Source organism: Mucilaginibacter sp. P2_A4 (assembly GCF_056405015.1).
In genome coordinates this window covers 265,295-291,444 of record NZ_JBFUCX010000007.1, presented here as the reverse complement: position 1 = coordinate 291,444, position 26,150 = coordinate 265,295, and the positions used below count along the sequence as shown (strand labels likewise).

General features: G+C 40.7%; 20 protein-coding genes. 8 read left to right on the top strand and 12 right to left on the bottom strand.

The annotated features are described in order from the left end of the window. Nucleotides 1-187 precede the first annotated feature (187 nt). Nucleotides 188-502 (top strand): DUF2752 domain-containing protein, encoded by a 315-nt coding sequence (locus AC1DYB_RS15355; RefSeq protein ID WP_477436198.1) that lies wholly within the window; start codon nt 188-190, stop codon nt 500-502. Here the strand turns inward: AC1DYB_RS15355 and AC1DYB_RS15350 are convergent. Further along, a complete protein-coding gene (locus AC1DYB_RS15350) occupies nt 484-1,212 on the bottom strand; it encodes an RDD family protein (protein ID WP_477436196.1) in 729 nt (242 codons plus the stop codon). The two genes, AC1DYB_RS15355 and AC1DYB_RS15350, sit on opposite strands and share 19 nt — an antisense overlap. Nucleotides 1,213-1,302: 90 nt before the next feature. Here AC1DYB_RS15350 and AC1DYB_RS15345 point away from each other — a divergent pair, with 90 nt between their 5' ends. From AC1DYB_RS15345 to AC1DYB_RS15320, 6 genes are read left to right on the top strand one after another with little or no spacing between them, the layout of a single operon-like run. Continuing rightward, nucleotides 1,303-2,277 carry a stage II sporulation protein M gene (locus AC1DYB_RS15345; protein ID WP_477436194.1) on the top strand — a complete coding sequence of 325 codons (975 nt, stop codon included), beginning with the start codon at nt 1,303-1,305 and terminating at the stop codon, nt 2,275-2,277. Further along, nucleotides 2,261-3,145: a hypothetical protein gene (locus tag AC1DYB_RS15340; protein ID WP_477391948.1), complete on the top strand. Its 885-nt coding sequence runs from the start codon at nt 2,261-2,263 to the stop codon at nt 3,143-3,145. Before AC1DYB_RS15345 ends, AC1DYB_RS15340 begins: the two co-directional genes overlap by 17 nt. 4 nt (nt 3,146-3,149) lie before the next feature. Continuing rightward, complete coding sequence (locus AC1DYB_RS15335) at nt 3,150-3,878, top strand: DUF4129 domain-containing protein (RefSeq protein ID WP_295721378.1); 729 nt, start codon at nt 3,150-3,152, stop codon at nt 3,876-3,878. Beyond that, nucleotides 3,875-5,053 carry a DUF4350 domain-containing protein gene (locus AC1DYB_RS15330; protein ID WP_477436191.1) on the top strand — a complete coding sequence of 393 codons (1,179 nt, stop codon included), beginning with the start codon at nt 3,875-3,877 and terminating at the stop codon, nt 5,051-5,053. Before AC1DYB_RS15335 ends, AC1DYB_RS15330 begins: the two co-directional genes overlap by 4 nt. A 1-nt stretch (nt 5,054) precedes the next feature. After that, nucleotides 5,055-6,032 carry an AAA family ATPase gene (locus AC1DYB_RS15325; protein WP_477436189.1) on the top strand — a complete coding sequence of 326 codons (978 nt, stop codon included), beginning with the start codon at nt 5,055-5,057 and terminating at the stop codon, nt 6,030-6,032. Nucleotides 6,033-6,042: 10 nt separating this feature from the next. Then, nucleotides 6,043-7,389, top strand: coding sequence for a DUF58 domain-containing protein (locus tag AC1DYB_RS15320; RefSeq protein ID WP_477436187.1), 1,347 nt, complete (start codon nt 6,043-6,045; stop codon nt 7,387-7,389). Between the two features lie 173 nt (nt 7,390-7,562). Here AC1DYB_RS15320 and AC1DYB_RS15315 read toward each other — a convergent pair whose 3' ends face one another. From AC1DYB_RS15315 to AC1DYB_RS15275, 9 genes are all read right to left on the bottom strand, one after another. Continuing rightward, complete coding sequence (locus tag AC1DYB_RS15315; protein WP_477436185.1) at nt 7,563-8,105, bottom strand: mechanosensitive ion channel family protein; 543 nt, start codon at nt 8,103-8,105, stop codon at nt 7,563-7,565. 608 nt (nt 8,106-8,713) lie between these two features. After that, nucleotides 8,714-10,345: a chaperonin GroEL gene (gene groL / locus AC1DYB_RS15310; protein ID WP_295721370.1), complete on the bottom strand. Its 1,632-nt coding sequence runs from the start codon at nt 10,343-10,345 to the stop codon at nt 8,714-8,716. Between the two features lie 108 nt (nt 10,346-10,453). Then, nucleotides 10,454-10,729: a co-chaperone GroES gene (gene groES / locus AC1DYB_RS15305; RefSeq protein ID WP_076375713.1), complete on the bottom strand. Its 276-nt coding sequence runs from the start codon at nt 10,727-10,729 to the stop codon at nt 10,454-10,456. Between the two features lie 246 nt (nt 10,730-10,975). Then, nucleotides 10,976-11,311 (bottom strand): preprotein translocase subunit SecG, encoded by a 336-nt coding sequence (gene secG / locus AC1DYB_RS15300; RefSeq protein WP_477436182.1) that lies wholly within the window; start codon nt 11,309-11,311, stop codon nt 10,976-10,978. Between the two features lie 14 nt (nt 11,312-11,325). Further along, nucleotides 11,326-12,765, bottom strand: a complete 1,440-nt coding sequence (locus AC1DYB_RS15295) for a hypothetical protein (protein WP_477436180.1) — start codon at nt 12,763-12,765, stop codon at nt 11,326-11,328. A 21-nt stretch (nt 12,766-12,786) separates the two neighbouring features. Beyond that, the gene (lptE, locus tag AC1DYB_RS15290) at nt 12,787-13,296 is read right to left on the bottom strand and encodes an LPS assembly lipoprotein LptE (protein ID WP_477436178.1); all 510 of its coding nucleotides are present in this window, start codon (nt 13,294-13,296) and stop codon (nt 12,787-12,789) included. Between the two features lie 4 nt (nt 13,297-13,300). Further along, nucleotides 13,301-14,560 carry a sigma-54 interaction domain-containing protein gene (locus AC1DYB_RS15285; RefSeq protein WP_295721359.1) on the bottom strand — a complete coding sequence of 420 codons (1,260 nt, stop codon included), beginning with the start codon at nt 14,558-14,560 and terminating at the stop codon, nt 13,301-13,303. A 28-nt stretch (nt 14,561-14,588) separates the two neighbouring features. After that, nucleotides 14,589-14,969 (bottom strand): four helix bundle protein, encoded by a 381-nt coding sequence (locus AC1DYB_RS15280; protein WP_477436175.1) that lies wholly within the window; start codon nt 14,967-14,969, stop codon nt 14,589-14,591. Nucleotides 14,970-15,010: 41 nt separating this feature from the next. Beyond that, nucleotides 15,011-16,504 (bottom strand): MiaB/RimO family radical SAM methylthiotransferase, encoded by a 1,494-nt coding sequence (locus AC1DYB_RS15275; protein ID WP_477436173.1) that lies wholly within the window; start codon nt 16,502-16,504, stop codon nt 15,011-15,013. 153 nt (nt 16,505-16,657) lie between these two features. Between AC1DYB_RS15275 and AC1DYB_RS15270 the strand changes: the two genes are divergently transcribed. Continuing rightward, nucleotides 16,658-18,463, top strand: a complete 1,806-nt coding sequence (locus AC1DYB_RS15270; RefSeq protein WP_477436171.1) for a hypothetical protein — start codon at nt 16,658-16,660, stop codon at nt 18,461-18,463. A 38-nt stretch (nt 18,464-18,501) separates the two neighbouring features. Here AC1DYB_RS15270 and sov read toward each other — a convergent pair whose 3' ends face one another. Further along, nucleotides 18,502-25,503, bottom strand: a complete 7,002-nt coding sequence (sov, locus tag AC1DYB_RS15265) for a T9SS outer membrane translocon Sov/SprA (protein ID WP_477436169.1) — start codon at nt 25,501-25,503, stop codon at nt 18,502-18,504. A gap of 60 nt (nt 25,504-25,563) precedes the next feature. Further along, the gene (ruvA, locus tag AC1DYB_RS15260) at nt 25,564-26,148 is read right to left on the bottom strand and encodes a Holliday junction branch migration protein RuvA (protein ID WP_477391935.1); all 585 of its coding nucleotides are present in this window, start codon (nt 26,146-26,148) and stop codon (nt 25,564-25,566) included. Nucleotides 26,149-26,150: the final 2 nt, after the last annotated feature.

Genomic DNA, 26,150 nt, shown 5'->3' with positions numbered 1-26,150 from the left:
TATTTTTAGACTTCTAATGAAGCACATACCCACGCGTCATTGCGAGGTACGAAGCAATCTCTAAGCTGTACAGAGGGGCTCACAAGATCGATCTGCCTATTGGGAGATTGCTTCGTACCTCGCAATGACGACATGTTTTTTATTTTTAAACAGCCTCTAATATATTTTTTTATAATTTGGTGCTATTATGAATTGGCTGCAGCATCATTTAATCCCATGCCCCTTTAAATATTTAACCGGGATTGATTGCCCGGGCTGCGGCTTTCAGCGTTCTGTAATGGCCTTATTACAGGGCGACATTCACAAAAGCTTTGAAATATACCCTCCTGCCATACCCTTACTTTTATTTTTTGCATACGGCATTACCGATAGGTACTTAAAACTGGATACATCAAAATCTACCATAAAAAAAGATTTTTTTATGGTAGCAGGCAGTATAGTGCTTATAAGTTATTGCATTAAAATGTGGGGGCTTTACAACCACTACAACATATCAGCCTGAGCTACTATGTGGCTGTAATCTTTAATTATGGTTTCTAAAAATTGCATATCGTTCATGCCGGGCGGCAAAGCAATTTGCAGATGATCCATAATACGCCGTGCCATATTATATACTATCATACTGTTACGGGTTCGCATGTAATTATGGAGCACATCGGCAATTAAATTAATATCATCATCTGTTAACTGGCTCACTTCTTTAAAAACCGGCACGTATGTATCCTCAGATGGCCTGAATACCAGGTTATTCATTTGCGTACGCGGATGTGTTTTCACCATAGCAGTGCCGGCAGCTATATCACCAATGCGCTGCCCGTTATCAGTAACAATTGCCGAAACAAGGGCGCCGAGGTAAGCGGTTAACGGGAAATCAACAAATCTTAATACCCACCGTAATAAATACTGGCTAAAAGTTGGCCGGTTACCATCAAGGCTGATCACCTTTATTTTAAGGATGCGCTTGCCCAGGCTCTGCCCGTTTAAAAAAACCTCGCAAACTAAATCGTAAAATGCAAAAGCTACGCCTACAACTATGAAATAAAAACTTACCCCAAATTCAGTCAATCCGTTAAGGGCCAAAATACCGCCTACGATACTTAATGCAATAAATACCCCATAATCAATTAACAGCGCCAGTATTCGCTCCCCAATACCGGCTATCTCATAATCAATATCAATGTTTTGGGTGGTATGTACTGTTATCGTTTGCATCTTAACAAAGATATATTTGTTATTTAAAAATATGATTGCTTATTAAAGTTTTGTGAGTATTTTAAACAAAAAAATAATCGCTAAAAAAAGATGCGCGAAGCCCTGTTTATTAAACAAAGTTCAAAAAAATGGAAGGAATACGAGGAGAATAAAACAAATGATCCGGATGAACTTGCATCAGCCTTTATAGCTATCACAGACGACCTGGCCTACGCTAAAACTTTTTATCCAAAATCAAAAACAACACAATATTTAAATGGCCTTGCTGCCAGTTTTCATCAATCTATCTATAAAAACAAAAAGGAAAAAACCAATCGCTTTATAAGCTTTTGGCAATATGAACTTCCGCATATATTTTATACTTACCGAAGGCAGCTACTTTACTCTTTTGTTTTTTTTATAATCTTCACGCTCATGGGTGTCCTATCCGCAAAGTACGATACCAATTTTGTAAAACTGATCATGGGCAATGATTATGTGAACATGACTAATGATAACATAGCCAAAGGCGATCCTTTTGGTGTATATAAAGATAGCTCATCTGTTGCCATGTATTTGATGATAGCAGCCAACAACACAAAAGTTGCTGTCATTTTTTTTGTACTGGGGATTTTCTTTTCGATAGGAACATTGTATGTGAGTTTGCAAAATGGCATTATGCTGGGCTCGTTTCAATACTATTTTTTTAGCAAAGGTCTTGGTCTGCAATCTGTGCTGGTAATATGGATCCATGGCACATTGGAGATTTCGTCATTTATCATTGCAGGCGCAGCGGGGCTCATTTTGGGTAACAGTTTACTTTTCCCTAAAACGCACACCCGTTTGGTATCGGTAAAAAACGGTGCAAAAGCAGGGTTAAAAATAACTATAGGCATAATCCCTATCATTCTTACAGCCGCCTTTTTTGAAAGTTTTGTAACCCGGCATACCGAAATGCCTGCCTGGTTAAGCATAACTATTTTAGCATCGTCATTGGTGTTCATTATTTGGTACGTAATATTGTACCCGGCATTACTAAATAAAAAACTAAACACAAACCTTATAATTAATGAAACAACCTATTGAGTTAAGACGAGTTCGCGATTTTGGCGAAATTATAAATGACACATTTACTTTTTTAAAGGAAAACTTTAAACCCTTATTTAAAGCATTATTTATTATATGCGGTTTTTTTGTGCTTGCAGGCGCTGCTACAACCGCCCTTACCCAACTAAAATTAGTAGGCTTAACAACCACAAAATTCAATCCCGATACGTATGATTCTGCAACAACAGCTTACTCATATGCAATAACCGTTATTGTAAATGCGCTTATACTGGTATTTGCGCAGTTAAGCATATACCTGGTTACGCTTTGCTATATTGCTGTTTACCTGGAAAGAAAAGATAGACAGCCTACCTTTGCCGAGGTTTGGGGATTTTTTAAATACTACTTTTGGCGGGCGCTGGGCAGTAGCATATTAATGGTACTGCTAATGTTTGTAGGTTTTCTTTTATGTATCATTCCCGGCATATACCTGATGCCGCCGCTTTACCTTTTATTTCCCATTATAGTGATGGAAAACACCTCATTCAGCTATGCTTTCAATAAAAGTTTCACATTAGTAAAAGATAACTGGTGGACGGTTTTTGGGGTTATCGTCATCATGAGTATCATCGTAAGCGTTTTGGGCGCCTTTATTAATGTCCCCATGAGCCTGATACTTACAACCCGCTCATTTGTATCGCTTAAAAGCTTTAACACACCAATTGTGATATTTTTCAGCATTATGCGCAATGTTTTAATGCTTGCTTACACCTTACCGGCAATTGCATTAACGATGTGCTATTTCAGCCTTTCGGAGCAAAAGGATGGCACCGGTATTTTAGGCCGTATTGATACGTTTGGCAAAGGCACTGATAACAGCAATGATTTGCCTGCCGAACAATATTAAGCTTATGCAAAAACTGTTATTTACGTTTTTATTTGTACTGATAGCGGGTTTATTTTCGGGCGGAGCATTTGCTGCATCGGTAAAAAAAACACCTGCAAAATTACAAACAGACAGCTCGGCCATTGTTGTTAAAAGCTTTAGCGCCGACTCCATCAATACATACAAAAAGGCCAAAGAATTTAATTACAACGGTACCGTTATAGAGGCCCCCAGTGCCTGGGATAGATTTTGGGCGTATTTTTGGAACAAGCTTTTTGGCAAATTGAGCAACAGCCCGTTAGCCGGCGCGTTTATTAAATACACCTTGCTGGCGCTTGCGGTTGCCTTACTTGTATACGTAAGCTTTAAGCTTGTAGGGATGGACGCCGTTAAGTTATGGATGGGGCAGGCAAACAAAACCCTGCATTATACCGAGTCGCTTGAAAACATACACGAAATTAATTTTGACGCCGAAATTGAAAAAGCGATAGCCCTGCATAACTACCGGCTGGCCGTACGCCTGCTTTATTTAAAATGCCTCAAGCAATTAAGCGATAATGAGCTTATACGCTGGCAAACTGATAAAACCAATTCGGCTTATATTTATGAATTAAACGATCCTTCATTACGGCAGGCTTTTACCCTGTTAACCCGCCAGTTTGAATATGTTTGGTACGGCGGTTTCTCTATTGATAGCAATGCATTTAAAAACATTAACCAGTTGTTTCAAAACTTTAAAAAACAACTGGCATGAAAGACCTCAAATATTATATCATTGGGGCAACAACATTATTTACCATTTATATAGTTGCAAATTTAAATCGCCCCAAGCCTATAAATTGGGCAGAAACATTTGTTAATAAAGATAAAACACCCTTTGGCGCCTATATTATTTACAAAAGGGTTAAAGATCTTTTTCCGGGCGCTACGATAAATCCGCGCCGCGAACCCGTTTATAATGCACTCACCAATGATAGCCTGAAGCAAGCTTCATACATCATTATATGCCCCGGAATAGAAGTAACGAAAGTAGAGTACGGACAACTGGTAAAATACATTGCCAAAGGCAATGATGTTTTTATTGCAGCATCTGATTTTGGCACTTTACTGCAAAAAAAGCTGCATATAGAAACAAGAGCAGATTTTACTTTCCAGCAGGGAAAAACGCCCGTAAGATTCCTAAACCCGGCCTTAGATACCGCAAAATTTTACCAGCTTGATAAAGGATGCGGCAGTTTTTATTTCAATAGCATTGATACCGCAAAGGCAACCGTATTAGGCCAGAATGATAGCCGCAAAGCCAATTTTATAAAATACCGCTTTGGCAAAGGCAATTTGTACCTCATGGCTAACCCTAAAATGCTGAGCAATTATAGCCTGCTTACACCCCAGGGCGCTGCTTATGCAGCCACCGCATTATCGTACGTTAGAAACACCAAACAGCTGTTATGGGATGAGTATTATACCCAGGGATCTGGCGATGCAGAATCACCTATGCGCGTATTTTTATCAAATCCGGCTTTAAGCTGGGCTTATTACATATCACTTTTCAGTTTGCTGATTTTTGTATTGTATGAAGTAAAACGCAGGCAACGCATTATTCCTGTAATTGCACCGCTGCAAAACTCAACCATTGATTTTGTTACTGTAGTTGGCCAGGTTTATTACGAAAAACGAAACAACGCCAATATCGCGCATAAAAAAACCATCTATTTTTTAGAGTACCTGCGCGATCAGCATAAATTAAAAACCGGCAAACTGGATGAGGAATTTACCGAAATGATGACCAGGAAAACCGGCATTGAGCCCCAATTGGCACGTAATATTGTGAATGCTATAAATTTTATAAATACGCATGGGCACATTACCGATCAGGAACTAATTAAACTTAACTATCTTATTGAACAATTTTATACCCAATCCAGGTAATATGGAAAACGAATTTTTTGAACAACGAACTGATTTGAGCAAGCTGGGCACAGCGGTTGAACAAATAAAAGCTACACTCGCAAAAATAATTGTTGGCCAGCAGGAATCAATTGATCTGCTGATTGCGGGTATCCTGGCAGATGGGCATATTTTAATAGAGGGCGTACCCGGGGTAGCTAAAACGCTTACTGCAAAACTTATTTCAAAGGCTATAGATGCACGCTACTCACGTATACAGTTTACACCAGACTTAATGCCTTCTGATATCCTGGGCACATCGGTTTTCAATCCCAAATCAACCGAGTTTGAGTTTAAGCGGGGACCTATCTTCGGCAATATTATCCTGATAGATGAAATAAACCGGGCACCTGCCAAAACACAATCTGCATTGTTTGAGGCAATGGAAGAAAAACAGGTAACCGTTGATGGCCACACCTATAAAATGGAGGAGCCTTTTACAGTATTGGCTACCCAAAACCCCGTTGAACAGGAAGGCACCTATCGCCTGCCCGAAGCACAGCTTGATAGGTTCCTTTTTAAAATAGAGATCAAATACCCCACGCTGGCCGACGAAATAGCCATCATTACCCAACAACACCAACAAAAAACAACCGACCAGCTAAACCATATTGAACCGGTATTATCGGCAGCAGAAATTATCGCGTTAAGGCAACAGGTAAAAGCGCTGCATGTTGAACATAAATTGCTTGAGTTTACCGCAAAAATTGTTTTTGAAAGCCGCAACCATAAGTCGTTGTACCTGGGTGGTTCGCCACGGGCATCACTGGCCATAATCAATGGGGCTAAAGCATTGGCGGCTATCAGAGGGCGTGATTTTGTAACCCCCGAAGATATTATCTACGTAGCTGCACCTGTTTTAAGGCACCGTATTATGCTTACTCCGGATAAGGAAATGGAAGGCGTAACACCAGATGAGGTTATAGCCCAGATTATACAAAAAATAGAAATACCACGATAACATACCCGGAGTGAAAAAAATATACGGCCTGTTCTATACGGATCTTTTTTTAACCAACCGCCTGTTTGCGGGTTTGGGGGCCTGCGCGGTGTTGTTCCTGCTTTCCTTCTTTTTCACATGGCTGGGTTCTATTCCCGAGTTGGTGTTTTGGTTACTGTTATCGTTGGTTTTAATTGATATAGTAATGCTTTACAAAACCAGGAATGGTGTATTTGCAAAGCGCCACGCACCCGAAAGGTTAAGCAATAGCGATAACAATGATCTTGGCGTATACATTGAAAACTGGTATTCTTTTAATATAAGCGCCGGCATTATTGATGAGATCCCTTTTCAGTTTCAAAAGCGCGATGTTTGGTTTAAAACCAATTTAAAACCACACGAGCGTAAACTGATCAACTACGTGTTGCGACCCACAAAGCGGGGCGAATATGAGTTTGGCGATATTCACGTTTACGCAAAATCGCCTTTAGGCTTCATCAGTCGTCGTTACACATTTGAACAGGCGGAAACATTACCCGTATATCCATCGTTTCTGCAGATGCGTAAATTCGAGCTAATGGCAATATCAAACCGGTTAACAGATATTGGCATTAAAAAAATACGGCGCATTGGCCACAGCCTTGAATTTGAACAGGTGAAAAGCTATGTTGCCGGCGACGATTATCGTACCATAAACTGGAAAGCCACCGCGAGGCAAGGCAACCTCATGGTTAACTCCTATACCGATGAAAAATCACAGCATGTATATTGTGTAATTGATAAATCAAGGGCTATGAAAATGCCTTTTGATGGATTGAGCTTGCTCGACTATGCCATAAACGCCAGCCTGGTATTATCAAGCGTGGCATTGATAAAAGAAGATAAAGCCGGCTTGATCACCGCATCAGAAAAAATTGGCGCCGTTATTCCCGCCGATAGGAAGCCTGCGCAGCTGAATAAAATACTGGAGGTTTTATACAAAGAAAGGACACGCTACCTGGAAACCAATATGGAGCTGCTTTATAGCACCGTACGTAATGTAATAAAGCAACGCAGCCTGGTAGTGTTTTTCACCAATTATGAAAGTATGAACGCACTGGAAAGGCAATTACCTTATTTAAAAAGAATTGCCAAATTCCACCTGCTGCTGGTCGTGTTTTTTGAGAACACCGAACTTAAAACCCTTAGCGAAAAACCGGCGAAGGATGTTGAAGGCATCTACATAAAAACCATTGCCGAAAAATTCGCCTACGATAAAAAACTTATTGTAAAGGAGCTGGCTAAATACGGGATACAATCTATATTAAGTCCGCCGCAAAATTTGACGATTAATACAATTAATAAGTATTTGGAGTTGAAGGCTAAGCAGAAGATTTAAGAAGAAAATACAGTGAAAATACAAAGGTGGAAATCACAAGCGGCGAAGACTTACGAAGTTTTAAAAACTTCGTAAGTCTGGGATTCTATAACTTGCCACCCTGAGCTCGCAATAACATGGCGCATATAAAACATTATTTCTTAATTCTTGATTCTTACCTCTTGACTCCCTTATTAACCTGCCTTAGGAAAAGCGACCCCATTAGCGCTAAATTCTTTAAATATTTTTTCCTGGAGGGCAATTTTGGCGGTTAAGAAATTGGCTGGCACAACCCATACATTTATAGTGATCCTAACGGAATCTATTTCCATCGAAATAATGCCTACCCTTGCCGCTGGTTCATCAAGCAAATTTTCTGTTGATTTGATGGCGTCATTAATGATCGCCTTTACCTTATCCAAATCATTGGCATAAGCTATCTTAATCTCGAAATCAAGCCTACGCCTGCCTTCGCGGGTTACGTTCACTATAACCTCGTTAAATAGCTTACCATTGGGAATAATAACCTGCTTATTATCCGCAGTAATTAAAACGGTATAAAACATCTGGATAGATGTTACCTTCCCATCCTGACCCTGGGCTACTATGCTATCATCAAGCTCAAATGGTTTTAATAAAAGTATAAGTACACCACCAGCAAAATTTTGAAAAGTCCCTGATAGCGCTAAACCCGCTGCAACGCTAAAGGCACCTATTATGGTTGTGAAAATTGTCATTTCCCAAGTCATAATATTCATTACCCATATCACCAGCAGTACGTAAAGCGAGGTAATTGTTAAACTTAAAAAGAAGGGTTGTAATGAAGAATGAATGCCTCTTTTGAGCATTCTATCGCGGAGCCGCGTGCGTAAGAACCTAATTAACCAAAGACCTATAAAAAAAATGATTATTCCAGCTACGTATTTGGGGCCTTTAGTAATCAGCCAAACGTGGAACATTTGATAAAACTCTTTTACTTCCATAATTGGAAGCAAAAGTAAAAATTAATTACTTACCGTAAATAGTAATGAATAGTTCCGGGCCTTTAAACAGCAGCCAATCTACGATGGCACTGTGCAGTTGTTTTGATTTTTGTGTAATATTTTTCATGACGATATCCTTTATTCAAATCCTGTGCCTAAGGTTGAACCTTTTAGGATTGTTACACAAAATTACGTATTAACGCTACAGATAGTTTTCAAAATTAATCAAATGATTAATTAATGACTATCCGTTTACGTTTGAATGACTATACAGAGGCCACAAAAGCAAAATCCCTGTATGGAAAACCATACAGGGATTTGCAATATATTATAACTGACTATTTTATTAGCCAGGGGAGATATTACATCATACCACCCATGCCACCGCCACCCATTGGTGGACCAGCTGGAGCATCTTCAGGATCATCAGCCAATACAACTTCTGTTGTTAACAACATAGCTGCAATTGAAGCTGCGTTTTCTAAAGCTACACGACCTACTTTAGTAGGATCGATAACGCCTGCACCAATCAGGTTTTCGTATTTATCGGTACGGGCATTGTAACCGAAGTCACCAGTGCCTTCCTTAACTTTTTGTACAACGATAGATCCTTCAATACCTGCATTTTCGCAGATCTGACGCAGAGGCTCTTCAATAGCACGACGGATGATCTGGATACCAGTGTTCTCATCTTCGTTTTCACCTTTAAGATCAGCTAAAGCAGCAACCGCGCGGATGAAGGCTACACCACCACCTGCAACAATACCTTCTTCAACAGCCGCACGGGTTGCATGTAAAGCATCGTCAACACGGTCTTTTTTCTCTTTCATTTCAACTTCTGTAGCAGCACCTACGTAAAGTACAGCAACACCACCAGATAATTTGGCTAAACGTTCCTGTAATTTTTCGCGGTCGTAATCAGATGTAGTTGATTCGATCTGAGATTTGATCTGGCCAACACGACCTTTGATCTCATCGGCAGAACCAGCACCATTAATAATGGTTGTGTTATCTTTATCAATGATGATTTTCTCAGCAGTACCTAAGTAAGTAAGATCAGCATTTTCTAATTTGTAACCTCTTTCTTCAGATATTAAAGTACCACCAGTTAAGATAGCGATATCCTCTAACATAGCTTTACGACGATCGCCAAAACCAGGAGCTTTAACAGCAGCAACTTTCAGTGAACCGCGAATTTTGTTAACTACCAAAGTAGCTAATGCTTCGCCATCAAGATCTTCGGCAATGATTAATAATGGTTTGCCTGTTTGTACTTGTTTTTCAAGTATTGGAAGCAATTCTTTCATCGAAGAGATCTTTTTATCATAGATCAGGATGTAAGGATTTTCCAATTCAACTTCCATTTTATCTGCGTTGGTAACAAAGTAAGGAGAAAGGTAACCACGGTCAAACTGCATACCTTCAACAGTTTTAACTTCAGTTTCAGTTCCTTTAGCTTCTTCAACAGTGATAACACCGTCTTTACCAACTTTAGCCATAGCTTCAGCAATTAATGAACCGATAACTTCGTCATTATTTGCAGAGATAGATGCTACTTGTTTTATTTTGTTATTGTCTTCACCAACAGTTTGTGATTGAGCTTTTAAATTCTCAACAACAGCTGAAACAGCTTTATCAATACCACGTTTTAAATCCATTGGATTTGCACCAGCAGCTACGTTTTTAATACCTGCAGTTACAATAGCCTGTGCTAAAACAGTTGCAGTAGTAGTACCATCACCTGCAATATCAGCAGTTTTTGATGCAACTTCTTTAACCATCTGGGCACCCATATTTTCTAAAGCATCTTTCAGTTCGATTTCTTTAGCTACAGTTACACCATCTTTTGTGATGATAGGTGAACCGAATTTTTTATCAATAATTACGTTTCTGCCTTTAGGACCTAATGTTACTTTAACTGCATTAGCTAAAATATCAACACCGCGTTTTAAGGCGTCGCGTGCTTCAACATTGTATTTAACTTGTTTTGCCATGTTTTTAATTTTTTTGTTGGAATGTTTTAAAGTTGGAATGTTAGAATGTTATCATTGCAAGTTCAAGGCAACTTTAAAACCTTTAAACTTTACAACCTTTCAACAATTTTATAATACTGCGTAAATATCAGATTCGCGCATAATTAAATACTCTTTACCTTCATAAGTAATTTCGGTACCGGCATATTTACCATATAAAACCTGGTCGCCCACTTTTACTGTTAAAGGCTCATCTACTTTACCGTCGCCTACTGCAACGATTGTTCCACGCTGAGGTTTTTCTTTAGCGGTATCCGGGATGATAATTCCCGAAGCGGTTTTCTCTTCGGCAGCTGCGGCTTCTACAACCACTCTGTCGCCGATTGGTTTAATGTTTAATGACATAGTTATATTAGTTTTTAATTTTATTTAAGTTGTGACTGCAAATGCTCATCAATTATGCCAAGCAAATATAATGGCAAATATTGGCATATTTAACTGTTGTAATGGCAGCAAATACATGTGTTTAATTTCTATCGTTAACGCTATTTTAACCTACCCGTGTCATGATGTCAGTACGATTATATCAAACAAAAAAGGCTTTGGTGTTATCCAAAGCCTTTTTTGTTTGATATAGAACCTATAATATAATTACGGTTTTTTAACTGGAGCCGGAGCCGGTAATGACTGAGCAGGGGCCGTAGTAGTAGGTTTGGATGCTTTTTCAATTTGGTTTTGCAAAGCAGGGTTTTCGCTGCTTGTTGAACCGCCTTTTGCAACAACGTTAATAGCTAATGCTAAAACCATGATGCCAATGGCCAGGATCCAGGTACCTTTTTCTAAAAAGTCGCCGGTTTTTTGAACACCCATTAATTGTGATGAGCTTGAAAAATTAGATGATAAGCCACCACCTTTAGGGTTCTGGATCAATACGATAAGCCCTAAAAGAGCACATACAATAATGGCAAGGATAATTAAAATGTACATTTCTTTATTTTATATTAATTCGTTTTCTTTTCTAACTGTTCAATTTGGTGGGCAAAGTAACGGCTTTTTTCCGGAAATTTCAACATCAATTTTTTATATGTCGTAATTGCTTTGTGATATAGCATCTGATCCGAATAAATCTGGGCCAGTGTTTCGCTCACCAGTTCGTTTTTATCTTCCGAACTCTTTTTAGCTTTATTTTCGTTATCCAGCTTATTTATAGATGGCGGCCTTATCTGCGGCTCTTCCTTTATAAATTTCTCGATGATGATATCTTCCTTACGTTTAATCTCCGGAGCATCAGGCACGGGCGCATTTTCAAGATCCAACAGCGATTTATCGTGAAAAATATTTTCAAAATATTGCTGTTGCAGCTCGTCGGCGGCTTGCTCCTGCCGCTCTTCAACCGTTATTGCCGGCTGGGGAACTGTTGGTGCTGGTGTTATATAAGGTTGATATGTTGATGCGTACTCTTTACGTGTTTTATCAAGCCACCACATAAAAGTATACGGCATTTTTTCGTCGTGATACTTTGATACCGCTTCAGCATCAGGAGCAATCTCTTCGGTTTCAAGAGAAATCGGCGCCGGCATATCAATAACAGCCGGAGCCGCGTCATTAGCGCTACCTTTTTGATCGGCTACCGAATTATCAAACATAAAATAATCAGTAGCGGCAATGCTGCCTATGATCCATTTTTCCGTTTCGAAATTGATCTCCGAATTATTCTTTTTTACTTCGCCGCCGGGAGCCTTATTCTCAACCGGCTCTTCAGTCTTGGTTTCCACAGGGTGGCCGGCGAAAGCTATATTTTCAATCCCTACAATTTCATCAAATACTTCGTCCTCAATATCTTCATTACGCTCTGTTGCACCAGTCTCAGGCTCTGCAACGCGAGCTTCTTCTATTGCTATTACCGATGGAGATATTTCATCTTCAACCGTTATTTCGCTGATAGCTATTTCAGGCTCTTCAGTATTGTGAGGGGTTAACTCTGTTTCAATATAATCGTGGTAGCGTGCTTCAGGTTCATCTTTATAATCTTCGGCAGGCGCCTCAAACTGGCTTACCTCTTCATTTTTATTTTCTGCAGCCTCGGCGTCCGCAGCGTTTCCTATATTAAAATAATTTTCACTTTCCTGGGTGGCAGTACCTTGCAGATAATCGGGTCGGGCGTTGTTTTGTTGAGTTACTACCTGCTCGGCCGAAACTAAAGCTAAGCTTTCGGGGCTATTAATTATCTTATGTAATAAACGGGGATTAAAATAAGTGGCTGCATGTTTTAAATCGCTGCCATTACCCGAGTGGGCAAGCATAGCCCTAAGTATGCCGCTTTGTGGATATTCATCAACCAATTGTTGCAAATCATAGTTATGCAACCGGCCACTATCGGCTGGATTAGCCAATAATTCCCATAATACTTCGTTTTGCCTGTTATTTAAATATTGATCCACGTGGTTGAAATTACAAAAAGCCTACCAATTAGAAAAGGCCTTGTTATAAATATCTTCGGTTAACTGCTTGGTAATTTCTTGTATCAGCTTTTGTTCCTGCGAATTAATATCTCCTCTATAATTGGCAAATCTTGTCATGCTTTCCTCAAAGTTAATCTTTTTGTCCTTATCGTAAACAAATTTCACTTTTACCGTTATACTTAGCCTGTTGGCATCAGCTATTGGCGCAGTATTGTTTGAGGTAGCTTCAATAGATACAGGAGCAATAGTATAACCTATAATACTGCCCGATAAAGTGGCATCGGCCTCACCGCGTACCAAACTTAAACGGCTTTGCGTACGTACCCTTTCTTTTAAAGCTTCGGTAAATATTTGGCTTAAGTTATTTACTACCAGTGGAGCGTTATTTTCAAAAAACTGAATATTCAACGTTTTCAGCTCTGTCGGGATGGCCTCATTTCTAAGCGTATAGCATGATGATAGTAAACCAAAACTTAAAACTATAATTACAGAACTGATTATTTTTTTCATTAACCTATAAATTTAATTCTTTTATTTTCCTGTACAATGTCCGCTCGGATATACCCAGTTCATTGGCAGCCAGCTTGCGTTTACCCTTATGCTTTTTTAACGCCTTACGGATCAGGTCTGATTCCTTCTCAATCAGTGATAAAGATTCCTCTACCTCCTCGGCTTCGTGGGTTATATTATAGGCATCATTACCCCCGCTGTTACTGTTGTTTCCCCCGTTATTTGTATTAACGGGTTGCTGTAAAGTAAATTGCGTTTCGGCATTACCAGGCAGTTCAATATCGCGGTACAACTGGTTAATGGTTTGTGAATGATTGGCATAATTAGTTGCCACACCTCCATGTTCAATGATATCGGCCACCAGCTTTTTCAATTCAACCATATCGCGCTTCATATCAAAAAGCACTTTATATAAAATATCGCGTTCAGAAAAATCTTCTTTGGCCTGGTTGCCTAAACGCATAGGTAAATTGCGGTTCCCCGTTTCATGGGGAATATAAGTCAGCAAGGTTGGAGCGGTAATGATCCGGTCGCGCTCCAGTACGGCCAATTGCTCGGCCATATTTTTAAGCTGCCTTACGTTACCCGGCCAGGTGTAATTAATTAACACCTGCTGCGCCTCTTCATCAAGCTGAATGGGAGGCGTACGGTATTTATCGGTAAAATCTGATGTGAATTTTCTAAACAGCAAATAAACATCTTCTTTCCTTTCCCTTAACGGTGGTATCTTTAAGGGTACGGTATTTAAACGATAATAAAGATCTTCCCTGAATTTGCCGCTCTTTACAGCGTCATAAACATCAACATTGGTTGCTGCAATAACCCGCACGTTTGTTTTTTCAACCTTTGATGAACCTACCTTAATGTATTGGCCAGACTCCAGTACTCTAAGTAAGCGCGCCTGGGTACCCAAAGGCATCTCGGCAATTTCATCTAAAAATATGGTACCGCCGTTTACCGTTTCAAAATACCCCTTACGTTCGCCAACTGCGCCAGTGTAGGCACCTTTTTCGTGCCCAAACAATTCCGAATCAATGGTACCCTCTGGTATAGCACCGCAATTCACGGCGATGAAGGGCCCATGCTTGCGCGGGCTCATCTGGTGAATAATGTGCGAAAACACCTCCTTACCACTTCCGCTTTCGCCGGTAATAAGTACAGAAATATCTGTTGGTGCCACCTGGTTGGCAATATTTATAGCCCGGTTAAGCAATGGCGAATTGCCAATGATCCCGAAGCGTTGTTTGATTTCTTGTATTTCCATGATTAAAAAAAGAGTCAAGAATTAAGAGTCAAGAATTAAGACTCTGTACTTCCGTTTTTAAAATGTATTCCCTAAAAGAGAATAACATTCTTTGAACTTCAGAAACTAAGTCTATACAACCTTTTAATTTGCTTATTGACCCATACATTCTACGCTCACATATTAATAATTGTGTTTCCAATTCAAATGACGATGAAATTGCTATCGATAAAAACTCAGCAAAATGTTTATCGGTATTCTTTCCAGATCCTTCAGCAATATTTGAAGGAATTGAACAGCAACTCCTGTTTATTTGGTCAATTAAATTATATCGTTCATTGGCAGGCAACTCCTTGCTAAAATCAAAAATCATGTCTGTCAAATCCATTGCCTTCTGCCATATCTTTAGATTCTTAAAATTATGCCGCATACAAGGCTCCTGTCTTAACTCTTGATTCCTGACTCTTGACTCTAAACCACCTTCCCTATCAACGTAGCCGTAGTAGTTCTTTCTATCAGTACGTTCACGTATTCGCCTGGTTTGTAATTTTCGCCTACGGGGAAAATCACCATAGCATTTTGATCGCTGCGACCGCAATAGTCGTTTTTTGATTTTTTGGAGAAGCCTTCTATCAGTACTTTTTCTACTTTACCAATACGAGCCTGCGCGCGGTAAAAAGAGTATTCCTGCTGTTTGGCTACAATTTCGGTTAAGCGTTTTTGTTTTACTTCTTCAGGGATGTCATCAGCATAGCGTTTCGCGGCTAAAGTGCCCGGCCTTTCACTGTATTTAAACATGTAGGCAAAATCGTATTTCACGTAGTCCATCATGCTTACAGTGTCGGCATGTTCCTCGTCAGTCTCGGTGCAAAAACCGGTGATCACATCTGTAGATATAGCACAATCGCCAATGATCCTGCGGATAGCATCTATCCTGTTCATATACCAGGCCCGATCATAAGTACGGTTCATCATATCCAGTATCCGGCTGTTTCCAGATTGTACCGGCAGGTGAATGTAATTACAAATATTTTCGTGTTTATTAATGGTATGCAATACTTCGTCGGTAATATCTTTAGGGTGCGATGTTGAAAAACGAACGCGCAGCTCAGGGTTAATGTGCGCTACCATTTCCAAAAGGTTTGCAAAGTTGGTAACAGCCCCTTCTAAATTCTCTCCAGTCGGGGAGACTTGATCTGCTTGATACTCCAAAGTTCCCTCTTCCGTGGAAGGTTGGGTTGCTTCATTGTTCCATTTATATGAATCCACATTCTGGCCAAGCAAGGTAACCTCGCGGTACCCTTTATCAAACAAGTCAATACACTCTGCAACTATTGATTGCGGATCGCGGCTACGTTCACGGCCACGGGTAAATGGTACAACACAAAACGAGCACATGTTATCGCATCCGCGCATGATAGATACAAACGCGTTAATGCCATTGCTGTTTAAACGTACCGGGCTTATATCCGCATAAGTTTCCTCACGAGATAATAGTACATTTACCGCTTTTTGGCCGCTATCAACCTGCTCTATCAAATTAGGTAAGTCGCGGTATGCATCCGGCCCAACTACTACGTCAACCAGTTTTTCTTCTTCTAAAAATTTCGCTTTAAGACGCTCGGCCATACAACCAAGCACTCCCACCACCAGCCCCGGATTTTTTACCTTGGTAATGGTAAACTCCTTAAGACGGTTGCGCACACGCTGTTCGGCATTTTCACGAATAGAACAAGTATTAATAAAAATAACATCAGCTAAAGTATGGTCGGCAGTTGTTTCAAATCCCTGGTCAGCTAATATTGATGCAACTATCTCACTGTCGCTAAAATTCATGGCACAGCCATAACTTTCAATATAAAGTTTACGGCCATTGTTTTTACCTGTCACCGGCTGCTCTAAAACTAAAGCTTCGCCTTGCCTGCTCTCATCATGTACCTTATCCGGAATAACCAAATCCATCATTTAATTAAAAATTAGTTTGCAAAAATACATAAAATTTAAATACATGAATGACATATTGTCAGTATTTAACAAAATCAAAATTTTATTGTTATATTTCTGATTCAATACGTATAAAGCCGCGGGCCATACATCAAAACAAAGGAACATCGATAAATGAAGCTTAGATTTTTAAAGCATAAGTGGCAAAAAATAGTATTTAATTTTGTGTTGATACCGGTTGCGATCATCTTTCTTATCGCTATAATTCTTAACCATTATTTATCGCCCATTTTAGCCAATAAAGTGCGTGAGGCGGTTTTAACCGGCAGCGATAGTTTATACCGGGCCGATTTTTCTGATGCAGAACTGCATTTACTGGAAGGGAAAGTTACCATTTACAATATCAGCCTGATACCCGACACCGCCGTTTTTAATCGTAAAAAAAGGCAGCACCTGGCACCTAATAACCTGATAACATTACATGTTAAACGACTTATCTTGTTGCATGTGCACCCCATTAGTTATTACCTGGGGCATAAGTTAAAAATCAATAAAATTATATTAAACCAGCCCGAACTTAATATCAGCTATCAGCTTAACCATACAAAGGATACTATTGAAAAGGACCATCGAACAGCATGGCAAAAGATCTCCAAAAGCCTTCACTCCATCCAGGTTGGGCACATCTACTTTAATGATGTAAAATTTAAATATGAAGATTACTCGGGCCATAAACTGGTTATATCCGAACTTAAGGAAATGAACCTGAGCGCTACCGACCTGCTTATTGATTCGGCTACACAAAATGACAAAAGCCGCCTGTTGAATTGTAAAGATATAGTTACCGAACTTAATAATTATACCGGTAAAACAACCAATGGGCTTTATGATTATAAAATAAAGTACCTCAAGCTATCTACCCAAACATCCAAACTAACAATTCAGGGCTTGCAGCTTGAGCCTGCAAAAACAAACATTTTCTTTAACAAAAGCCAAAGCGACCGCTTTACCCTGAACCTGGATTCGTTAAAGCTTAACAACTTTGATTTTTTAAGATACCATAAATACCGCGTATTTAGAGCAACAAGCATGGAACTTAATGGCGGTATGCTGAGAGTATTTGGCAATCCGAACAAACAAAAAGGACTTGTCACCGATAAAATAAACACCTTCCCTAATGTGATACTCCGCAAGGTAAATGCAGATTTGGGAATTGATACCGTACGTTTAAAACGTGTGAATGTAGAATATTCTGAATTTAATGTTGATTCAAAAAAAACAGGTACAGTTAGCTTTAACAACACCAGTGGCTATTTTTATAATATCACCAGCAATGAAAAGGCTATCGAAAAAAATAATTTAACTACCGCCAAGCTAACCTCCTATTTCATGAACCGTGGCCGGCTTGATGTTCAGTTTATGTTTAACTTAACTGATAAAGATGCCGCATTTAGCTATAAGGGCACCTTAGGCCCAATGAGTGCAAATAAAATTAACCAGGCCTCGGTGCCACTGGCAATGGTTAAGATCACATCGGGCGATATCAAACAATTCAGTTTTGATATCAAGGCCAACAGTAAAGCTTTTAAGGGTAACGTAACATTACTTTATAACGATTTAAAAATATCTCTTTTAAAGGCCGATACCGCAAACAACCAGTTAAAGAAACAGGCGCTGATGTCAATATTTGCCAACTTGTTTGTTATAAAACGCAACAACCCCGATGATATCAGCAGGGCTCCAAGAAGTACCATGGTTAACTATTTGCGACCAAAGGAATCGCCCTTCTTTAAAACTTTATGGAGAACATTACTGGAAGGGATAAAACCTGCCGTGGGCCTCGACAAGAAAAACCAAAAGGCTACCAATGACAGGATAGCCGAACACAATAAAAACAAACAGGAACGGCTCATTAAAAAGGCTGAACGCCAAAAACGGAAAGCCCAACGCAAGCTTGACAAGGAATTGAAAAAGATTTGAGAATTTGAGGATCTTGGCCATTTTCAAATCGCCCAATGCTATTGAAGCAACAGTTTGAGGTTGATCCCAAAGTTAGTGAATGCTGTGTTAAAGGTCTGTGATGTGTAAGGCCGGGTGATGTTTGAATCATAAAACAGGTTAAGATTAAAACGCTGATTGATCACATAATCAACCGATGGCCTTACGGTAATATTTTGCGCGCCTGATGATATTTCGGCAGCCACAACATCAGCACGATAAATAAGCGTTTTATTATCGCGCAGCGAAAAATCAAGTTTAAAATTAACATCCTTAGGACTGCCACCCGGAAACAAGCCAAATGGAAAGTGGAAGTTTTTGGTGTGATAACCAAAGCCAAAAACAATTATCCGTTCGTTTTGCTGGGCCAGCTGGCTATTGAGCAAGCTTAAACTAAGCATTCGGCTTTGGCGATACTCCATATTGGCGGTCATACTGTTTTTGAACCGCACGTTGGCCCCCAGTAAAGGCACAAACTGCTCAAATATAGTAACCTGCGAAAACTGGTAAAGCGGCAAAAAATCGTTGTTTAAATCGCGCGCGCTACTGGCACCGGCTGCTTCCTGGTATTGCAGCAGGCTGGTAAAGCCGCTTACGTTGTAAGATGACCGGTAACCGTGGCTCAAATCAAAGGAATCAAAAAAATCGGCAAAGAATGGAATTTTAGCCAGGCCACTATACCTGATATCCCAGTTGGGGATAGGTATTTTAGGAAACTGTGAAGTACTGCTCTTGGTTGCTTTTTTACCGGTATAGGCAGCTAAAAAAGCAGGCACCAATACGTTCTGCGAGTTTTGGCCGTACCCATCCACAAACCCGGCAGAATCTACCAGATGCGTTGAGTTGGGATTTTGAGCAGCAAGCCTTCCCGATATAATGGTACGGTTTGCCAGCAATTGCTGAAACAGTGGCGAAGTATTATCAATGCCTGTAGTTTTTTTAAATGCAGTACCGATTGTTAAAAAAGAGATACTGTAATTACCCGTTGTTACGGGGCTTAATGACTGGATACTATTGGTAGCCGCCAGGTATTTAAAGTTTGACTGGTAATTATGGTCCTGCGTTTTAAATGCAATCAATTCAATACGCAGATCCTTAAATGGCTCTATCACTCCCCTAAAATGCATATCCTCATTAAGCGATGTAGTATATAATTGATTTTGCAGGGTATCTGTGGTGATCCAGCCATTGGCTACCGCTTTGGCCCTAATATCGGTCTGGCTTCCCAGCAAAAACCCGATACCGGGTGCGTTATAATCGCTATTCTGACCAAAAATACCCGATTGTGGCAGGTATCCCGGTATATATGTACCTTGTTTTCGCGAGTAGGTTCCACTAAGATTTTTAACACTTGTTAAAAGCCCGATCAAAACTTTACTTAGTCCACCCGGGGCATTTGGGTTGCCAGCCTTGCGGATAAAAGGGAATTTATTGTACAGTGAAACCATGTTAAAAGTAGGGTTCACCTGTATCTCACGCAAATTACTTATGCTATTACCTACATCGTACGATGGATCATTCAAGGCAAATAACGGCTGTGTTTGCCAGTTAAAATGCGCGCTATAACGGGTTACAACCGATGTCCAATCGAGCCCCGGAATTTTATTGATAGGCAGGGTATAATTCAGGTTAATGGTATGGTTGTAATTGGTGGTTCGCCCCAATTTTTTAAGGTTATCCCAAAGCGTATCGCGCTTTAAACCATTAATACGCCCGGCAGGTTCATCAACTACCGATAAGTTTGTAGCATCAATATCCAGTTGTAATGATTTTGATAAATTCCAGCCGATGCCGTATACTCTTGTAATATTAAAGTACTTATTAAAGGTTGTAGTGGGTATCGGGATAAAGTTATTGGGATCATTATCCCGAAGGGTATTTTCTGAATAAAAGCGATCAAAATTGATACTAAAATTTAGCCTTGTTGGTAGTATGCTAAAGTTGATATCACGTGCCAGCGCTAATAAATTACTTTTGATAATTTTTGCAAATGGACTGTAGTATTTAGGCGAGTTTGTATAGTTATAAGCCAGTGTAAAACGGTATGATTTTTCCAGATCGGTTTGGGTAGTAAAATCATGGTGCATAAATTGGGTGTAGGCATAACTGGCATTCAGGTTCTCCACATCCCAGATACGGCTTGGCGAATTTGGATTGGTTTTGGACTTGTGCACATTGGTAAAGTTGATACTCTTGCGCATGGTATAATCAACGGCCGCGTTCCTGATCGAATCGCGCTCCCGGGTGCTTGTAGCAGCAGCAAGAGTTTGTTTTAACTCTATATCCGGCGAGCCGGGATCATATTGGGGCATACTTTTTTGCGATGATACATTGATATACGCGGGGATATGTATACCGCTTTTATCCGGGAAAAACTTACCCAGTTCGGCAGTGGCCGATATATCATATATCTGGTCATCGCTCTGGCTCCTATCGTTCAGCCTGGAATCCAGCGATCCAAACCCGACTGTAGTTTTACTGCCCGATACCGTAACATCAGCAAAATCGGCAAGTTTGGTATCAAGCCTTGCAGTTGCCGCCCAGCCGCCACGCTGATCAAAATCAGTTAAGCGCAATTCATCAAACCACACGGTACCGGTTTTGTCCAGGCCATCATCTACAGCCGAAGGCTGATCGCCTTTTAAGGGGTTACGCACACCAACCATAATGGTACGCAACCGGCTCAGATCGGGCTGCCCTTTTATATAAACTACCTGGTTGCCTTCGGTATATTTAAAAACCTGGTTAAAGGCTACATTAGAATGGTTACGTTTAAGTTTTGCCCTGGTAAGCAGGCCCAGTTCCAAATCAATGGCATTTACATCCGGCCATATCGCATCAGGATCATGGGTGCCTGGCTGCGTAATTTTAAGCGGAACCTCGTACTCATAATAGTTATCCTGGTAATCAACCCCAAGGCGTAAAAACGCGTTAAGGTCGTTATCTTTTAACATATCGCCTTCGGCATGCACAAACATTTGTATGCGTTTGTATTTACGCAGATCGTTATAAAAAGTACGAAAAGCGGCTCTTGAATAACCATCGCGCAGGCTTTTTACATTTAATGATAATGATTGCTCGTTAAGCTTGGTATTGGTTTGCAGGTTGTTATAATTACGCTGACGTTGTATGCCCGGTGGCACCACATACGGGATAGGCGTACGGTTACCATTTTCTTCAATATTTACGGCCTGCACATCCAGGGTTGAATTATCTATCGGCGGGTTGCTTATCGCAGGATCTGCAATTACGTTAAGGGGATTTTTTTCGATATTAAAAGCACGCCATTCGCCGCGTACCAGTTGTAATGTTGCAAAACGCAATATGGCTGTATCGGCAAAATTGGTCATGAACATCCGCATAAAACGGATGGCTTTAAAATCATCAATATTACCCACCTTACTCTGGTAATCAGTTATCGGAATCCTGAACTGGTACCAGTTTACAGATTGTGTAGTACCATTAGGCAGTTTTATAGTGGCGGTAACCTTATCGCTGATATTATTTTGCCCAACTATCATATCTCCCGGGCGGATAGATACTTTGTACTGAAAGTATGAATCCTCCTGGCTCATGTTATTATCACGGTTAATATCTTCCCCATCCGGCAACGAAGTTGATGCTGAATTTTGGATGCCCAGATCGGCCTGAGATTGCTCAGATGTTTTTGAGTTACCATCTGTACCGTTGTATTTGCTATACCGGTCAAGAATACCCAGCCTTGCCTGGTCAAGCGCGGCACCCTGGTAATACTGATAATCATCCGATGAAGGGTCATTAGCAAAATTGGTAGCGGCTTGACCGCTCAATTGCCCTTTAATTTGAGTTACTATCGGGGCAAATTTGGTTTGCTCGTCAACATCATTCAGTCCATCCAAACCAACATCCTGCAACTTACGGGCGCTTGGATTATTATCAAAGGCGTTGATAACCGGTTGCAGTCTGGATACCCTGCCCCAGTTGGTTTCGTCAACCTGGGTCTGGTCGCCGTTTACGGGCAAACTGTTCTCTAAACTTTTACGGCCATCTTTTAATATATCTTCAGATATGCTCCCGAGGTTAAAATACAGATCCCCACCTGCCGAATTTGGTTTGTAAATAAAAGGATCAAGCACCCAAAACTCAATGTACGATACGTTTAATGATTCAAAATCATTGGTCTCCAGTTTCCTGAACATACCACCCCAGCGTGTTTTAGGGTTCTGTAATGTACCATCAGCATTAAAACCGCTGGTTGCATAGTTATAAGGCCCGCGTATGTTTGGGTAAAAGGCCATATTAAGCGTAGCCAAAGTTAAAGGCTGCCCCGTGGCTGATTGTTTATATGGAAACACCTCCTGCTCCAAAACCTGCCTAGCATAATGGTTTGACAGTTCTGCACGGGACATGGGAATATTTCCCGAATTGGTGTAAAATATAGGGTCGATGTTGTAAAATGCCAGCCGGGCGCGGTTGTAGCCATAACTAAGGTCATTAAACATGGATGCTTCTGAAAATAACTGCGGCGTGCCCGATATTTGCCAGGCATTGGCACTCTTTATATCAATGATGGATTGACTGTTTTCAAAATCATCAAGGTATGATGTTCCGTTTTTGGAGCCTGCAAAGTTCAATGCACCGGGGCTACCCGGCAATAGTTGGGCAAACTCGCCCGAGAAGGTAACCGATGAAGGTGCTTTGGTATGGATAAATGGAATTTTATCAACCAAACGGGTTAACATCCTCGAATCTGAACTGTAGTTGGCATCAAAACCCCATATGGTATTTGAAATAGATTCTTCGCCGGCAATTTCATTTTGGGTGATGGGTTGCTCGGTAAGGTGCATAATGGTTCCGCCTAATGCCAGTTTATCATTTACATGATAATCCAACCTTGACCCATATAATGATTTTTGCTGCACGCCAAACAGTTCATTATTTTCCAGCTTTACACTAATAGGTTGTCCCGATGATAATAAAGCCTGGTTAAGGATCCTTATCCGCCCGGCATTATAATCAATGGTATAATCGGTAGCTTCGGTTAATTTAAGCTGACCGGCGGTTACGGTTACTGATCCCTGGGGAATATTCACCGCATTTAACTGGTACTCCGATCCGCCGGTTGAGGTATAAGTCCCCTTTATCACATACCTGTTAAGGGCGGGAAAATACTGTTGCGCTATAGTTTTGGTTGAATCATATAAAGGCTGGTAAACATATCGCTTCGCCAGGTCGGTTTCTCCGGCTGTGAATTTGGAGGCCAGATCAGACCCAAAAGGTTCAATCGTTGGGAAAACTATCCGCCCGTTTTGCGAATCGATGGTTACGCCTTCTAAAAAATCAAAATAACCATCGGGCTGTTTATCGCTTTGTTGATTAAGGTTATCAAGCCCGGTAACCTGCAGCCATAATTTACCCTTGGTATTTACCCCTTCCTCCATCACCGTTTTTTCGATACCGGATTTATCATCAAGCCGGGTAACAGTAAGTTTAAAATTGGTTGGCGCTATCTGGTAAGCACCCAGCGAATAGATGTTTTTCATCATCAGATCCCAGGATGGCAAATTGGTTTTCAGCAACTCATTCTTCAGCAACTTTACAAATAGCACTTTGGGTGTACTGGGGTTAACCGCCACATCGCTGCTGAACTCACCCACCTGGTATTGTACACCGTTAATGGTATATTGGTAGGCAACGGCCAGCACCTCATCATTATTTAAAGGATAATTAAGAGATATATAGCCCAACTGCGGATGCAGTGTATATTCCTTATCGGTAAGTTTACGCGCATAGGTAAGCTTGGCATAATTATCTGTACTCCCTGTTGATTGAAAGTAGCTGGCAACTGCATTTGAGTTTGTTTGCCGCGCATCAGCAGGTAAATTGGTTAGCAATGAGTTTGATTGCTGTGCAAAACCGGGCCCTTTAAAACCTGCAGGCAAGCCGCTAAAACCAGCGCCGCCCTGTATCCGCGATGTGTTATAAGGCTTATTTTCGCCCAGGTCAAGAAAAGCTAATATATCTCTTGAATCAGTAGTTACATTGGTGCGGTTGGTTGTCCATACTTCAATTTTGGTAATATTTATATTGGAACTGATGATGGGAATATTGGCCAGCGCCTTATTATAATTATTACGAAAGTATTGCGATAAAAAAAAGTGCTTATTAGCCTCGTAATCAGCCGGGGTAAGTTTAAATTCTCCCTGCTGCGACCCATTGGTGATGGTAATGGTTTTTGATTGCGACCGCTGTTGCGACAAGATACTGGTAACATCCAGCCGGCCAAATTTAAGTTTTGTTTTAATACCAAAAAGTGCCTGGCTGCCGGTAATAAGTGTGGTGTTTAAAGGCATACTCACCGTTCCTGCCTCTACCTTCTGAATGATCTCATCCGGCGATCCGGTGTAATCCAGCTTTACCTGGTTTTCAAACTGGAACTGGGCATCGGTATTATAATTGGTAGTGATCTTTAACTTATCGCCAATATTACCGGTTACGTTTAGCTGGATCTTTTGATCGAAATTAAAATTGAACTGGCTACGCTGCCGGGTATTAAATAAAGGATTTTGATTTTTGTTAACCTGCCCCGCCATTATCATCTCCGCCGAACCCTGCGGGCGGATGTCAATATTCTGGCTTCCAAAAATCTGCTCAAAAGTCCGGCTCCGCACTTTTATAACCGGAATAAAGCCCGGTTGTTGTGAGTCATAAGCGTAATTATCTGCCAGCTGCCGGTAATAGCTGCGCTGGTTTGATTTTTCTTTTAGCTTTAAGTACTGGGCAAAAGTGAGGTACTGCGGCGGTCGATATAGTAAATTACCTACCCGTTCATACAAAATATACCGGTTTGATGTGGCATCATATTCAATGGTACGCACCAGTCCCGGAGGGTCAGAACTGAAAATACCTTCCCTGAGCCTAACATTTTTGGGTTGAGCTAAGTTGAGGGGCGCATTTTTTTGTGTTGTATCGGGCTTAGCATTCGGAACCGGCTGCTGAGCAAAAGCACTCCCCAGCCCGCCGAAGGCGAAAATTAACAACACACTTATAATAATATTATAAGTAAATATTCTAATCAAATGTCAAGTCGAAATTATACGTAATTATAGGGTTTTTAATGCAAACTTAATCAGCTGTTCAACGGTTAAATCTCCACTATTATTATTCAGCTGTTGCTCCAATACCTTTTCGGCAGCATTTTTTGCAAAGCCCAACATTACCAGGGCGGTAAGTGCCTCATCTTTAGCTGTTTTATTTATTGGCACAACGGTTAGGGTATCAGGGCCCTCCTTGCGTAACTTATCCTGCAGCTCCAGAATTATTCTTTGTGCCGATTTTGGGCCAATGCCCTTGATGCGTTGTATAAGCGAAACATTACCACTCACTATTGCCGCCTGTATTTCGGCAGGGGTAATTGATGATAACATCATTCGGCCGGTATTAGGCCCTATGCCCGATATGGATATCAGGTGCATAAATAAGCGGCGCTCACCATCATCGGCAAAGCCGTATAGGGTGAGCGCATCTTCTTTTACATGCTGCCATATGTAAAGCCGGCAGTTTTCATCGGCCCCAAGGCGCGAATATGTATTTAACGAAATATTAATATGATAACCTATGCCCCCGGCATCAATAACAACATGCGACGGACTTTTAAAAACAAGTTTACCACCAATATAATCGTACATAA

What these genes read in the sequence shown, in the direction of transcription:
- AC1DYB_RS15355 (WP_477436198.1), top strand. Translation starts at nt 188, where the DNA reads ATGAATTGGCTGCAGCATCATTTAATCCCATGCCCCTTTAAATATTTA.
- AC1DYB_RS15350 (WP_477436196.1), bottom strand. Translation starts at nt 1,212, where the DNA reads ATGCAAACGATAACAGTACATACCACCCAAAACATTGATATTGATTAT.
- AC1DYB_RS15345 (WP_477436194.1), top strand. Translation starts at nt 1,303, where the DNA reads ATGCGCGAAGCCCTGTTTATTAAACAAAGTTCAAAAAAATGGAAGGAA.
- AC1DYB_RS15340 (WP_477391948.1), top strand. Translation starts at nt 2,261, where the DNA reads ATGAAACAACCTATTGAGTTAAGACGAGTTCGCGATTTTGGCGAAATT.
- AC1DYB_RS15335 (WP_295721378.1), top strand. Translation starts at nt 3,150, where the DNA reads ATGCAAAAACTGTTATTTACGTTTTTATTTGTACTGATAGCGGGTTTA.
- AC1DYB_RS15330 (WP_477436191.1), top strand. Translation starts at nt 3,875, where the DNA reads ATGAAAGACCTCAAATATTATATCATTGGGGCAACAACATTATTTACC.
- AC1DYB_RS15325 (WP_477436189.1), top strand. Translation starts at nt 5,055, where the DNA reads ATGGAAAACGAATTTTTTGAACAACGAACTGATTTGAGCAAGCTGGGC.
- AC1DYB_RS15315 (WP_477436185.1), bottom strand. Translation starts at nt 8,105, where the DNA reads ATGACAATTTTCACAACCATAATAGGTGCCTTTAGCGTTGCAGCGGGT.
- groL (WP_295721370.1), bottom strand. Translation starts at nt 10,345, where the DNA reads ATGGCAAAACAAGTTAAATACAATGTTGAAGCACGCGACGCCTTAAAA.
- groES (WP_076375713.1), bottom strand. Translation starts at nt 10,729, where the DNA reads ATGTCATTAAACATTAAACCAATCGGCGACAGAGTGGTTGTAGAAGCC.
- secG (WP_477436182.1), bottom strand. Translation starts at nt 11,311, where the DNA reads ATGTACATTTTAATTATCCTTGCCATTATTGTATGTGCTCTTTTAGGG.
- lptE (WP_477436178.1), bottom strand. Translation starts at nt 13,296, where the DNA reads ATGAAAAAAATAATCAGTTCTGTAATTATAGTTTTAAGTTTTGGTTTA.
- AC1DYB_RS15285 (WP_295721359.1), bottom strand. Translation starts at nt 14,560, where the DNA reads ATGGAAATACAAGAAATCAAACAACGCTTCGGGATCATTGGCAATTCG.
- AC1DYB_RS15280 (WP_477436175.1), bottom strand. Translation starts at nt 14,969, where the DNA reads ATGCGGCATAATTTTAAGAATCTAAAGATATGGCAGAAGGCAATGGAT.
- AC1DYB_RS15275 (WP_477436173.1), bottom strand. Translation starts at nt 16,504, where the DNA reads ATGATGGATTTGGTTATTCCGGATAAGGTACATGATGAGAGCAGGCAA.
- AC1DYB_RS15270 (WP_477436171.1), top strand. Translation starts at nt 16,658, where the DNA reads ATGAAGCTTAGATTTTTAAAGCATAAGTGGCAAAAAATAGTATTTAAT.
- ruvA (WP_477391935.1), bottom strand. Translation starts at nt 26,148, where the DNA reads ATGTACGATTATATTGGTGGTAAACTTGTTTTTAAAAGTCCGTCGCAT.